Annotated in this window: 11 protein-coding genes; 9 read left to right on the top strand and 2 right to left on the bottom strand. The window is 67.3% G+C overall.

All coding sequences use genetic code 11. The features are described from left to right. Positions 1-94: 94 nt before the first annotated feature. Complete coding sequence (locus AC0Z2B_RS12690; RefSeq protein ID WP_476297016.1) at positions 95-607, bottom strand: DUF2062 domain-containing protein; 513 nt, start codon at positions 605-607, stop codon at positions 95-97. A gap of 147 nt (positions 608-754) precedes the next feature. Between AC0Z2B_RS12690 and AC0Z2B_RS12685 the strand changes: the two genes are divergently transcribed. From AC0Z2B_RS12685 to AC0Z2B_RS12645, 9 genes are all read left to right on the top strand, one after another. Beyond that, positions 755-2,977 (top strand): DNA internalization-related competence protein ComEC/Rec2, encoded by a 2,223-nt coding sequence (locus AC0Z2B_RS12685; RefSeq protein WP_476297014.1) that lies wholly within the window; start codon positions 755-757, stop codon positions 2,975-2,977. Positions 2,978-3,039: 62 nt separating this feature from the next. Beyond that, a complete protein-coding gene (locus AC0Z2B_RS12680) occupies positions 3,040-3,675 on the top strand; it encodes a MotA/TolQ/ExbB proton channel family protein (RefSeq protein WP_473005840.1) in 636 nt (211 codons plus the stop codon). After that, positions 3,672-4,097, top strand: coding sequence for an ExbD/TolR family protein (locus AC0Z2B_RS12675; RefSeq protein ID WP_416423133.1), 426 nt, complete (start codon positions 3,672-3,674; stop codon positions 4,095-4,097). The genes AC0Z2B_RS12680 and AC0Z2B_RS12675 overlap by 4 nt, the downstream gene beginning before the upstream one ends. Next, entirely contained in the window at positions 4,097-5,098 is a 1,002-nt protein-coding gene (lpxK, locus tag AC0Z2B_RS12670) for a tetraacyldisaccharide 4'-kinase (RefSeq protein ID WP_476297012.1), read from the top strand. Before AC0Z2B_RS12675 ends, lpxK begins: the two co-directional genes overlap by 1 nt. Positions 5,099-5,139: 41 nt before the next feature. After that, a complete protein-coding gene (locus AC0Z2B_RS12665; protein WP_027977460.1) occupies positions 5,140-5,325 on the top strand; it encodes a Trm112 family protein in 186 nt (61 codons plus the stop codon). After that, on the top strand, positions 5,322-6,086 hold the full coding sequence (kdsB, locus tag AC0Z2B_RS12660) for a 3-deoxy-manno-octulosonate cytidylyltransferase (RefSeq protein ID WP_476297010.1): 765 nt from the start codon (positions 5,322-5,324) through the stop codon (positions 6,084-6,086). The genes AC0Z2B_RS12665 and kdsB overlap by 4 nt, the downstream gene beginning before the upstream one ends. Beyond that, the gene (locus tag AC0Z2B_RS12655; protein WP_473005842.1) at positions 6,086-6,550 is read left to right on the top strand and encodes an arsenate reductase/protein-tyrosine-phosphatase family protein; all 465 of its coding nucleotides are present in this window, start codon (positions 6,086-6,088) and stop codon (positions 6,548-6,550) included. The genes kdsB and AC0Z2B_RS12655 overlap by 1 nt, the downstream gene beginning before the upstream one ends. Beyond that, positions 6,547-7,566 carry a UDP-N-acetylmuramate dehydrogenase gene (gene murB / locus AC0Z2B_RS12650; RefSeq protein ID WP_476297008.1) on the top strand — a complete coding sequence of 340 codons (1,020 nt, stop codon included), beginning with the start codon at positions 6,547-6,549 and terminating at the stop codon, positions 7,564-7,566. The genes AC0Z2B_RS12655 and murB overlap by 4 nt, the downstream gene beginning before the upstream one ends. 21 nt (positions 7,567-7,587) lie before the next feature. Further along, complete coding sequence (locus tag AC0Z2B_RS12645; protein WP_476297006.1) at positions 7,588-8,175, top strand: nucleotidyltransferase family protein; 588 nt, start codon at positions 7,588-7,590, stop codon at positions 8,173-8,175. 367 nt (positions 8,176-8,542) lie between these two features. Here the strand turns inward: AC0Z2B_RS12645 and rne are convergent, their stop codons facing one another. Continuing rightward, a complete protein-coding gene (gene rne / locus AC0Z2B_RS12640; RefSeq protein WP_476297004.1) occupies positions 8,543-11,881 on the bottom strand; it encodes a ribonuclease E in 3,339 nt (1,112 codons plus the stop codon). Between the last annotated feature and the right edge of the window lie 630 nt (positions 11,882-12,511).

Below are 12,511 nucleotides of genomic sequence, written 5' to 3'. Positions count from 1 at the left end.
ACCACTCCCCCGGAGCAGCGGCCAAAGGCCGCGTCCCCCGGCGCCGCGCATCATCAGGCGCCGCGCCGACCCCGGACGCCGCCTGCGGCAGCTGCTACGGGGTGGTGTGGCGGCGGCGCCATTGGCGGGCCACCCACCAGCGCCAGTAGCCTTGGGTGGCCATGTACCCCAGGGCGCCCATTACCAGCCCCGTCACTACTGAACCCAGCACGAACGGCTGCCACAAGGTGGCCAGCTGGCTGCTCACCCATTCCCAGCTCAGGTCGTCCGGCAGGCTGCGCGGCGGCGTGCCCATCAGCCATGCACCCACCTGGTAGGTGACGAAGAACACCGGCGCCATGGTCAGCGGGTTGGTCAGCCACACCAGGCTCACCGCAATGGCCAGGTTGCCACGCACCAGCGCCGCCAGCGCGGCCGCCACCAGCATCTGCAAGGGGATGGGCAGGAAGGCAGCGAACAGCCCTACCGCCATGGCCCTGGACACGCCCCGGCGGTTCAGGTGCCACAGGTTCGGGTCATGCAACAGGCGCCCAAGAAAGCGTAGCGACTTGTTGCCGCGCAAGCGCTCGGGGTCGGGCATGTAGCGTTTGAACAGGCGGCGTGGCATCCAGGTTCTCGCGGCGCGGGCAGGGAGGGTGGCCCTCAGTATGCCCGGCTTTGCTGACAGCTCCGTTCAGACTTTGTGACAAATATTGAGCAGCGCTTCCCCGGGTTTGCGCGGATGCTGGTCGCCCTGCTGCTCAAGGATGAGTGTATGCGTACTGCGATGCTGGCACTGGCCACGGGCCTGGTGGCGCTGCGTTTTCTCCCGGTGCTGCCAGGCACCCCGCTGTTGCTGGGGCTCGTGGCGCTGGGCATGGCGCTGTGCTGGTGGCGTTGGGCGCGCCTGGGGCTGCTGGTGCTGGGCCTGGCCTGGGCGGCCTGGCAAGGGCAGCGCGCGCTGGATGACCGTTTGTCGCCCGCCTTGGATGGGCAGACCCTGTGGCTGGAGGGGCGAGTCAGCGGGCTGCCGGACAACCAGGGCGCCTCCGTGCGTTTCGAGGTGAGCGACCCGCAGGCGCGGCGCCATGGCTTGCCAGCCACGGTGCGCCTGTCGTGGTTCAACGGGCCGGTGGTCAATGCCGGCGAGCGCTGGCGCCTGGCCGTGACGTTGAAGCGGCCGCGGGGCCTGGTCAACCCGGCGGGCCTGGACGCCGAAGCCTGGATGCTGGCCCGGCGCATCGGCGCCACCGGCAGCGTCAAGGACGGCCAGCTGCTGGCCCCGGCGCAAGGAGCCTGGCGCGACGGCCTGCGCCAACGCCTGCTGGCGGTCGATGCCCAGGGCTACCAGGGCGTGCTGGTGGCGCTGGTGATGGGCGACGGTTCGGGCATCAGTCGCGAGCAATGGAACGTGCTGCAAGCCACCGGCACCGTGCACCTGCTGGTGATTTCCGGCACGCACATCGGCCTGCTGGCCGGCCTGGTCTACGGCCTGGTCGCAGGGCTGGCGCGCTTCGGGCTGTGGCCGCGGGCGCTGCCCTGGCTGCCCTGGGCGTGTGGCCTGGCCTTTGCCGCAGCACTGGGCTACGGGCTGCTGGCCGGGTTTCAGGTGCCGGTGCGGCGGGCGTGCATCATGCTTGGCCTGGTGCTGTTATGGCGCCTGCGTTTCCGCCACTTGGGGGTGTGGCTGCCGCTGCTGGTGGCGTTGAACGCGGTGTTGCTGAGCGACCCGCTGGTGAGCCTGCTGCCCGGGTTCTGGCTGTCGTTCGCGGCGGTCGCGGTGCTGATGCTGGTGTTTTCCGGCAGGCTGGGTGCCTGGCCGTGGTGGCGCGCCTGGACCCGCGCGCAATGGCTGATGGCCGTGGGTTTGCTGCCGGCGATGCTGGCGCTGGGGCTGCCCGTGAGCCTCGGCGGCCCGCTGGCCAATCTGCTGGCAGTGCCGTGGGTGAGCCTGGCGGTGTTGCCCACGGCGCTGCTGGGCGCCCTGTTGCTGCCGCTGCCATGGGTGGGGGAAGGGCTGCTGTGGCTGGCGGGCGGCCTGCTGGCCGTGTTGTTCGATGCCCTGGGCTGGCTGGCGGCGCGGGTGCCGGCGTGGCTGCCGCCGGCGTTGCCCCTGGGCGTGTGGCTGCTGGTGCTGGCCGGCACGTTGCTGTTGTTGCTGCCCGCGGGCATGCCCTTGCGCCCGCTGGGCTGGCCGCTGGTGCTGCTGGCGGCGCTCCCGCCCCAGGCGTCAGTGCCCCATGCCCAGGCCCAGGTGACTCAACTGGACGTGGGGCAAGGCCTGGCGGTGCTGGTGCGTACCCGCAATCACGCGCTGTTGTACGACGCCGGCCCGCGCACGCCGGGGCAGGACGCCGGTGAGCGGGTAGTGCTGCCCAACCTGCATGGTCTGGGCGTGCGGCGCCTGGACCTGATGCTGATCAGCCACGCGCACATGGACCACGCCGGTGGCGCCCCGGCGGTGATGCGCGGCGTGCCGGTGGCCGCCGTATGGAGCGGCGAGCCTGGGCAATTGCCGGCGCAGCTGGGCGCGCAGCCCTGCGAGGCCGGGCACCAGTGGCAGTGGGATGGGGTGCATTTCACCGTGTGGCGCTGGGCGGCGGCACGAGAGAGCAATCCGTCCTCCTGCGTGCTGCTGGTGGAGGCGAATGGCGAGAAGCTGCTGTTGGGTGGGGACATCGACGCCGCTGCCGAGCGTGCGCTGGTGGCCAGTGGCCTGGACCTGGCCGGGCACTGGTTGCAGTCGCCCCACCACGGCAGCCGCACCTCGTCATCGCAACTGCTGCTGACGGCCATGAAACCGCGCGGCGCGCTGATTTCCCGCGGCCATAACAACTCGTTCGGGCATCCGCACCCGCTGGTGGTCGAGCGTTACCGCGCCAACGGCATCGAAGTCCACGACAACGCCGTGCACGGTGCGCTGCACCTGCGCCTGGGGCGCTTCGACGGGGTGCGTGGCGAGCGCGAGCGGCGGCGCTTCTGGCGTGACCCGACATGACGGTCTACGACCCTCGGCCCCCCTATGTTAGAGTGGCGAACTTTTTCGAGGGGGTCCTTACTGTGTGGGAATTGGTCAAATCCGGCGGCTGGATGATGTTGCCGATCATTCTGAGTTCCATCGCCGCGCTGGGCATCACCGCCGAGCGCCTGTGGACCTTGCGTGCCAGCCGCGTGACCCCGCCGCACCTGCTGGGTCAGGTCTGGCGCTGGATCCGCGACAAGCAGTTGGACAAGGAAAAGCTAAAGGAGCTGCGCGCCGATTCGCCGCTGGGTGAAATCCTCGCCGCGGGCCTGGCCAACTCGCGCCATGGCCGCGAAATCATGAAGGAATGCATCGAAGAGGCCGCGGCCCGCGTCATTCACGAAATGGAACGCTACATCAGCACCCTGGGCACCATCGCCGCCATGGCGCCGCTGCTGGGCCTGCTGGGTACCGTGCTGGGCATGATCGAAATCTTCAGCTCGTTCATGGGCACCAACATGGCGACCAACCCGGCGGTGCTGGCCGGTGGTATCTCCAAGGCGCTGGTGACCACCGCCTCGGGCCTGATGGTGGGTATTCCGGCGGTGTTCTTCCACCGTTTCCTGCAACGTCGCATCGACGAGCTGGTAGTGGGCATGGAGCAGGAAGCGATCAAGCTGGTGGAAATGGTGCAGGGTGACCGCGAGGTCGATCTGGCCGAGGACAAAGCGTGAAGTTCCGCCGCAAGCAACGAGAGCAGATCGACATCAACCTGGTGTCGCTGATCGACGTGGTGTTTGTGCTGCTGCTGTTCTTCGTGGTCACCACCACCTTCACCAAACAGACGCAGTTGCGCGTGGACCTGCCCGAAGCTGTCAGTGGCAGCCCCGAGCAGGACGCCGGCAAGACCCTGGACATTGCCATCAGCGCCGACGGCGTCTACTCGGTGAACAACAAGCTGCTGCCCAAGAGTGACCTGAACACCCTGATGGATGCGCTGCAGGCCGAGTCCGGCGGCGACAGCAAGTTGCCGCTGTCGATCAGCGCCGACGGCAAGACCCCGCACCAGGCGGTGATCACCGCCATGGACGCCGCCGGCAAGCTGGGCTTCAGCCACCTGAGCATGACCACGGTCGAGGCGCAGGCGAACAACTGATGGCCTTTTCCGATCGCTTGTTGGCGGCCTGGTACACCGGTCATCCGGCGCTGGCGCTGCTGCGCCCGCTGGAATGCTTGTACCGCCGCGTCGTGGCTGGCAAGCGCCAGCGTTTCCTGCGCGGGGAGGGCACTATCTACCGTTCCCCGGTGCCGGTGCTGGTGGTGGGCAACGTCACCGTCGGTGGCACCGGCAAGACGCCGATGATCCTCTGGCTGATCGAGCACTGCCGGCGCCAGGGCCTCAAGGTCGGCGTGGTCAGCCGTGGCTACGGTGCCAAGCCGCCGCAGCTGCCGTGGCGCGTTGGCGCCAGCGACAGCGCGGCGGTGGCCGGTGACGAGCCGCTGCTGATCGTGCAGCGCAGCGGCGTGCCCCTGATGATCGACCCCGACCGCAGCCGTGCCGTGCAGGCGCTGACGGCGGCCGAGCCGCTGGACCTGATCCTCTCCGACGATGGCCTGCAGCATTACCGCCTGGCCCGTGACCTGGAGCTGGTGCTGATCGACGCCGCCCGCGGCCTGGGCAACCAGCGCTGCCTGCCCGCCGGCCCGCTGCGCGAACCCGTCGAGCGCTTGCAGACGGTTGATGCCGTGCTGTTCAACGGTGCCGAGCAGGACCGCGACCAGGGTTTCGCCTTCACCCTGCAACCTACCGCGCTGGTCAACGTGCTGACCGGCGAGCGTCGCGGCCTCGACCTGTTCGCCCCCGGCCAGGCCGTGCATGCGGTAGCCGGCATCGGCAACCCGCAACGTTTCTTCAATACCCTGCAGGCGCTACACTGGCGGCCACAGGCTCACGCGTTCGCCGACCACGCCGAGTACAGCCTGGCGGCACTGACTTTTTCACCGCCGCTGCCGCTGGTCATGACCGAGAAGGACGCCGTCAAATGCCGTGCCTTCGCCCGGGACGACTGGTGGTACCTGGCCGTCGACGCACAGCCCTCGCCGGGCTTCGTCGCCTGGTTCGACGCCCGCTTGCCCAGCCTGCTGGCGCGTACCTGACCCTTTTCGCTTCACGCTTGCTCTTTTGCCAAGGACCTAACATGGACACCAAACTGCTCGACATCCTCGCCTGCCCGATCTGCAAGGGCCCGCTGAAACTCAGCGCCGACAAGACCGAGCTGATCAGCAAGGGCGCCGGCCTGGCCTACCCGATCCGCGACGGCATCCCGGTGATGCTGGAAAGCGAAGCGCGCACCCTGACCGACGAAGAGCGCCTGGATAAATGAGCCAGGCGTTCACGGTTGTCATTCCGGCGCGTTTCTCTTCGACGCGCCTGCCGGGCAAGCCACTGCAGCTGATCGCCGGCAAGCCGATGGTCCAGCACGTCTGGGAACAGGCGCGCAAGAGCGCGGCCCAGCGCGTGGTGGTGGCGACTGACGATGCGCGCATCGTCGAGGCCTGCCAGGCCTTCGGCGCCGAAGTGCTGCTGACTCGCGCCGACCATGAGTCGGGCACCGACCGCCTGGCCGAAGTGGCCCAGGCCCTGGGCCTGGCTGCCGATGCCATCGTGGTCAACGTCCAGGGCGACGAGCCGCTGATCCCGCCAGCGGTGATCAACCAGGTGGCCGCCAACCTGGCCGCCCACGCCGAAGCAGGCATGGCCACCCTGGCCGAGCCCATCGAGGACGTCGAATCGCTGTTCAACCCCAACGTGGTGAAAGTGGTCGCCGACCTCAATGGCCTGGCGCTGACCTTCAGCCGCGCCACGCTGCCGTGGGCCCGCGACCAGTTCGCCAACGACCGTGACAGCCTGCCTGCCGGCGTGCCGTTCCGTCGCCACATCGGCATCTATGCCTACCGCGCCGGCTTCCTGCAGGACTTCGTGGCCTGGGGCCCGTGCTGGCTGGAAGAGACCGAGCGCCTGGAGCAGCTGCGTGCCCTGTGGCACGGCGTGCGCATCCATGTCGCCGACGCTGTCGAAGCACCGCCTGCCGGTGTCGACACCCCGCAGGACCTGGAGCGCGTACGGCGCCTGCTGGAGGCCTGATGCGCGTCCTGTTCGTGTGCCTAGGCAATATCTGCCGCTCGCCCACCGCCGAAGGCGTGCTGCGCCATCAGTTGCGCGCGGCCGGCCTGGCCGAGCAGGTGCAGGTGGCGTCGGCCGGCACCGGCGACTGGCACGTGGGCAAGCCGCCGGACAGTCGCACCCGTGCCGCGGCCCTGCGCCGCGGCTACGACCTGTCGGCCCAGCGCGCCCAGCAGGTCAGTGCTGCCGATTTCGGCCGCTACGACCTGATCCTGGCGATGGACCACAGCAACCTGGGCAACCTCAAGCGCCTGCAGCCGGCCAACGGCCGTGCCGAACTGGACCTGTTCCTGCGCCGTTACGACGGCGCGGTGGACGAGGTGCCCGACCCGTATTACGGCGGCGAGCAGGGCTTCGAGCAGGTATTGGACCTGATCGAGCTGGCGTGCGCCGGCCTGGTCAATGAATTGAAGGGGCGGCTATGAGCCTGCAGATCCGTGAGCAGGTATCGCTCAAGCCGTTCAACACCTTTGGTATCGACGTCAAGGCACGCTGGTTCGTCGAGGTCGACAGCGACGACCAGGTGCGCCAGGCGCTGGCCTGGGCCCAGGAGTGCCAGGTGCCGGTGCTGCCCATTGGCGGGGGCAGCAACCTGCTGCTGACCGCCGACGTGCAGCAGTTGGTGATGCGCATGGCCAGCACCGGCGTGCGCGTGCTTGCCGATGATGGCCAGCAGCTGGTGATCGAGGCCGAGGCCGGTGAGTCGTGGCACCCGTTTGTCCTGCAAACCCTGGCCATGGGCCTGGCCGGGCTGGAGAACCTCAGCCTGATCCCCGGCACTGTGGGCGCGGCGCCCATGCAGAATATCGGCGCCTATGGCGTCGAGATCAAGGACGTGTTCCACGGCCTGACTGCCCTGGACCGCCATACCGGCGCGCTGCGCGACTTCAGCCTGGCCGAGTGCGCCTTTGGCTACCGTGACAGCCTGTTCAAGCGCGAGCCTGGGCGTTGGCTGATCCTGCGCGTGCGCTTCACCCTGGCCCGCGCGGCGCAGCTGCACCTGGACTACGGCCCGGTGCGCCAGCGCCTGGCCGAGCAAGGCATCGAGGCGCCGACGCCCACTGATGTGAGCGCGGCGATCTGCAGCATTCGTCGGGAAAAGCTGCCCGACCCGGCCGAGCTGGGCAATGCCGGCAGTTTCTTCAAGAATCCGGTGGTGCCGGCAGCGCTGGCCGAGCGGATCAAGGCCGAGCACCCGGACCTGGTGGGCTATCCCCAGGCCGATGGCCAGGTCAAGCTGGCTGCGGGTTGGCTGATCGAGCGCGCAGGCTGGAAAGGCTTCCGCGACGGTGATGCCGGCGTGCATCGCCTGCAATCGCTGGTGCTGGTCAACTATGGCGCGGCCACCGGGCAGCAACTGCATGGCCTGGCCATGCGTATCCAGGCCGATATCCTCCAGCGCTTCGGTGTGGCGCTGGAGATGGAGCCGAACCTCTACTGAAGCCAACCTGGAGGCGCCAGCGTGACACCGTGCATCGTGGTATTGGCAGCGGGGCAGGGCGCGCGCTTCCAGGCGCAGGCGGGGGCGGGGCAGAGCAAGCTGCTGGCGCCATGTCCTGGCCTGGACGGGGTCGAGCGCCCCGTGCTGGCGCAGACCCTGCGCAGCCTCGATGGGTTGCCCGGTGAGCGGGTGCTGGTCACGCGCCCGGATCGTCCGGAAATCGCCGAACTGGGTCGCCTGCATGGCTTCCAGGTCATCCTTGCTCCCTCTCCCGGCATGGGTGACAGCCTGGCGGCTGCCGTCGCGGCGGCGCCATTGGCGGCTGGCTGGCTAGTGGTGCTGGGCGACATGCCGTTCATTCGGCCCGATACCTACCGACAGGTGTCGATGGCTGTTCACGATCGAATCATCTGCGTGCCTGTGGCGGGGCAGGGCTATGGGCACCCAGTGGCCTTTGGCAGCGCTTTTTCGGCTGGCTTGATGGGCCTGAGTGGCGACCAGGGGGCGCGGCGGTTGTTTGCGGGCGCGACGGTCGTCGAGATCGCGGTTGCCGATCCTGGGATCTATTGCGATATCGACTTGCCTTCGGATCTTTTGCGGCGCCTGTGACGCGGCCTGCGGCCGCTGCTACAGGTGTAATCGATAGGCTTTTTAACGCTTCAAGGTCAGACGGCTCTTCTGCCGCGTGTGCAGCTTCGGCCCGCCTCGTAGCAGCTGCCGCCAGGCGGCGTCTGCTTCATGCGGTGAACCAGGCACACCGCAGGGTCCGTGACGCGGCCTGCGGCCGCTGCTACGGGTCAGACGGCTTTTCTACCGCGTAGCAGCTGCCGCCAGGCGGCGTCTGGTTCATGCGGTGAACCGGGCGCACCGCAGGGGCCATGACGCGGCCTGCGGCCGCTGCTACGGGGGGCAATCGATAGGCGAAAAAAAGCCCCCGGTGCATTGCTGCAGCGGGGGCTTTTTTAACGCTTCAAGGTCAGACGAACGGCTTGTGCTCGTGCTGCTCTTCTACTGCGTGTGGCGCGTGTGCAGCTTCGGCGGCCTGGGCGGCAGCGGCGGCTGCAGCGGCGGCGGCTTCGGCTTCACGCTTGCGGCGACGCACTTCACGTGGGTCGTTCGGGGCGCGGCCGTTGCTGGCCAGTACCACGGCCGGGGCTTCCACTACAGGCTCGGCAACCACTTCGGGCTGGGCTTCGACAACCGGCTCAACCGCAGCTTCAACCACAGGGGCAGCTTCGACCACTGGCGCAGGGGCGGCTTCCACCACCTCGGCAACCGGCTCAGGCTGGATGTCGACCACAGGGGCGGCAGCTTCTTCGACGGTCTTTGGCGCTGGCGCCTCGAACACGAAGGAAGGCTGCTCGACTACCGGGGCGGCGAACACTTCAGGCTCCGGCTTGGCTTCGACCACCGGGGCAGCTTCAACCACTGGGGTGACTTCAACCGGTGCTTCGCTGGCTGGGGTCTCAACCACTGGGGTTACTTCGACCGGCTGGTCGGCCACCACTTCGGCGTGAACCACTGGAGCAGCAGCTTCTTCAGCAGCTTCGACAATCGGGGCCGGGGCCTCGATCACTTCAGCGGCAGCTTGCACAGCTACTTCAGCAGGGGCTTCAACAGGTGCTTCGACAGGTGCTTCAACAGCAACCGGCGCTTCTACCGCAGCAGTGGCGCGCTCGGCTTGAACGGCGGCTTCGGCTTCGGCCGGAGCGCTGATCTCGCTGTGGGCGACGGCTTCGGTCACGGCCAGGCCGGCAGCCAGTTCAACGCCCGATGGCTCGGTGCCTTCTTCCTGGCCTTCTTCGCTGCCTTCAACCACGTTGCCGTTGGCGTCACGCTGGCGCTCACGACGGTTGCTGCGGCGACGCTGGCCACGGGAGCGGCGGCGAGGGCGTTCGCCGTCGGTGCCTTCCTGGTTCTCGTCCTGCAGCAGCTCTTCGTTGGTCGGCAGCGCCTCGTCGGCTTCGGCTGCAGCCACGGTGGCGGCAACGGCGGCCACGGCTACGGCTTCACCTTCAACCTGCTCGGGACGCAGCACGCGCTCGCGCGGTGCACGTTCTTCGCGAGGAGCACGCTCTTCGCGTGGCGCACGCTCTTCACGTGGTGCACGCTCTTCGCGTGGCGCACGCTCTTCACGAGGAGCACGTTCTTCGCGTGGTGCACGCTCTTCACGTGGCGCACGTTCTTCGCGTGGGGCGCGTTCTTCACGCGGTGCACGCTCTTCGCGTGGGGCACGTTCTTCACGTGGCGCGCGCTCAGGGCGCTCTTCACGTACGGCCGGGGCTACGGCGTCCAGCGGCTCGCGCAGTTCGCGGACCGGGCGGTCTTCACGGCTGCGACGGTCTTCACGCGGTGCACGCGGCTCGCGCGGCTGGCGTGGAGCACGTTCTTCACGGGCGGCCGGGGCGTCCTCGCGGGCTTCGCGCGGTGCACGTTCTTCACGTGGCGCACGCTCTTCGCGCGGCTTGCGGTCTTCGTCGCGGCGGCCGTTACGGCTGCGGCTCTGCTGGCGGCCGTTGCGGCGCTCTTCGTTGCGCTGTGGGCGCTCTGGAGCAGCTGGTTTTTCAACCACGACCGGGGCAGCAGGCTCTTCCTTGGTAGCGAACAGGCTGACCAGCGACTTCACCAGGCCCTTGAACAGGCTTGGCTCAGGCACGACTGGCGCCGGCGCAACCGGGGCGGCAGGTGCAACCGGGGCTTCAACCGGCACCGGCGCGGAAGTGCGCGGCGGGGCGGTCTTGACCGCGGCTTCCTGGCGTACCAGGGTGCGGGTGGCGGCCACTGGCTGGGCTTCTTCGACTTCGGCTGCAGCGATCTCGTAGCTCGACTGGGCGCTCTGGGCTTCCGGGCTGTCGTCGCGCAGGCGCTGCACTTCGAAATGCGGGGTTTCCAGGTGGTCGTTCGGCAGGATCACGATGCGGGCGCGGGTGCGTAGTTCGATCTTGGTGATCGAGTTGCGCTTTTCGTTCAGCAGGAACGCAGCGACCGGGATCGGCACCTGGGCGCGGACCTCGGCGGTGCGGTCCTTCAGGGCTTCTTCTTCGATCAGGCGCAGGATGGCCAGCGACAGCGATTCGACGTCACGGATGATGCCGGTGCCGTTGCAGCGTGGGCAGACGATGCCGCTGCTTTCGCCCAGGGATGGACGCAGGCGCTGACGGGACATTTCCAGCAGGCCGAAGCGCGAGATGCGGCCGATCTGCACGCGGGCGCGGTCGGCTTCCAGGCATTCGCGGACTTTTTCTTCCACGGCGCGCTGGTTCTTGGCCGGGGTCATGTCGATGAAGTCGATCACGATCAGGCCGCCGATGTCACGCAGGCGCAGCTGGCGAGCGATCTCTTCGGCCGCTTCCAGGTTGGTCTGCAGGGCGGTTTCTTCGATGTCGCTGCCTTTGGTGGCACGCGCCGAGTTGATGTCGATGGACACCAGGGCTTCGGTCGGGTCGATCACGATCGAACCGCCCGACGGCAGTTCGACCACGCGCTGGAAGGCGGTCTCGATCTGGCTTTCGATCTGGAAACGGTTGAACAGCGGCACGCTGTCTTCGTACAACTTGATCTTGCTGGCGTACTGCGGCATCACCTGGCGGATGAAGGTCAGGGCTTCTTCCTGGGCCTCGACGCTGTCGATCAGCACTTCGCCGATGTCCTGGCGCAGGTAGTCGCGGATGGCGCGGATGATGACGTTGCTTTCCTGGTAGATCAGGAAAGGCGCGGAACGGTCCAGGGAGGCTTCCTTGATCGCGGTCCACAGTTGCAGCAGGTAGTCCAGGTCCCACTGCATCTCTTCGCTGCTGCGGCCAAGGCCGGCAGTGCGCACGATCAGGCCCATGTCGGCCGGGGCTACCAGGCCGTTCAGCGCTTCACGCAGCTCGTTGCGCTCTTCGCCTTCGATGCGGCGCGAGATGCCGCCGGCACGTGGGTTGTTGGGCATCAGCACCAGGTAACGACCGGCCAGGCTGATGAAGGTGGTCAGGGCGGCGCCCTTGTTGCCACGCTCTTCTTTTTCGACCTGGACGATGACTTCCTGGCCTTCGCTCAGGACGTCCTTGATGTTGACGCGGCCTTCAGGGGATTTCTTGAAGTATTCGCGGGAGATTTCTTTGAGTGGCAGGAAGCCGTGACGCTCGGAGCCGAAGTCGACGAAGGCGGCTTCCAGGCTCGGTTCGATGCGAGTGATCCGGCCCTTGTAGATGTTGGCCTTCTTCTGCTCGCGGGCGCCGGACTCGATGTCCAGGTCGTAGAGGCGCTGGCCGTCTACCAGTGCAACGCGCAACTCTTCAGGTTGGGTTGCGTTAATCAGCATTCTTTTCATGTAGTACCGTCGGTTTCCGGGCTGCCGGAAACGGCGTTCGGCACACACGACTTCTCACGGTCGGTGTCAGGTGCGTCAGCAGGGGCGAGGCCACTGCAGTGTCCAGCGAGGTTCATCCAACGGGGATGAAGTCGCGACGACGCGTCCTGCTTGCTGTGGTGTCAAAAGCACTCAGTCAGGAGGAGGAATCAATTGTCCTGCGTGGACGCCGGTAGGCGTCTGAATCAAGCCCGGGTCGTGTCGTGAGGCGCCTGTGGCAGTACTCGACATGACGCGGTGCTACACGGTCCGACGATTGTGCATCTCCACCCTACACGTATCCCTGATAATTCGGGTGCTGCCGCGCGCTGAATCCGCAACGGGTTGGCATTTATCGCAAGCACCGATGGGGTGCTGGCGCATTTATGGCTAAGGCTTTGTGTTTCCGAAGCATTCGCCGTTACCGGATGACAACGACCGCGTGGGATGAGAGTGGCATCGAAAAAAAACTGAAAATGAGTGCAAAAACACCGCTCTTTTTGGCTTTCTCTCGGTCTTCTCACATCTGCGCCGGTTACGTTGCGTACCACCCCGTAATCAAGCAAAAACCCCGTCGGACGGCCTCGCGTCCTCATGAATTGCGTTGGCAAG

The sequence above is a fragment of the Pseudomonas sp. GYB4201 genome, assembly GCF_056312595.1.
Note: the sequence above shows the minus strand (reverse complement) of the source record. Positions and strands in the feature narration are given on the sequence as shown.

Bases quoted from the DNA above. Each gene is read 5' to 3' on its own strand.
- AC0Z2B_RS12690 (WP_476297016.1), bottom strand. From the start codon at position 607: ATGCCACGCCGCCTGTTCAAACGCTACATGCCCGACCCCGAGCGCTTG.
- AC0Z2B_RS12685 (WP_476297014.1), top strand. From the start codon at position 755: ATGCGTACTGCGATGCTGGCACTGGCCACGGGCCTGGTGGCGCTGCGT.
- lpxK (WP_476297012.1), top strand. From the start codon at position 4,097: ATGGCCTTTTCCGATCGCTTGTTGGCGGCCTGGTACACCGGTCATCCG.
- AC0Z2B_RS12665 (WP_027977460.1), top strand. From the start codon at position 5,140: ATGGACACCAAACTGCTCGACATCCTCGCCTGCCCGATCTGCAAGGGC.
- kdsB (WP_476297010.1), top strand. From the start codon at position 5,322: ATGAGCCAGGCGTTCACGGTTGTCATTCCGGCGCGTTTCTCTTCGACG.
- AC0Z2B_RS12655 (WP_473005842.1), top strand. From the start codon at position 6,086: ATGCGCGTCCTGTTCGTGTGCCTAGGCAATATCTGCCGCTCGCCCACC.
- murB (WP_476297008.1), top strand. From the start codon at position 6,547: ATGAGCCTGCAGATCCGTGAGCAGGTATCGCTCAAGCCGTTCAACACC.
- rne (WP_476297004.1), bottom strand. From the start codon at position 11,881: ATGAAAAGAATGCTGATTAACGCAACCCAACCTGAAGAGTTGCGCGTT.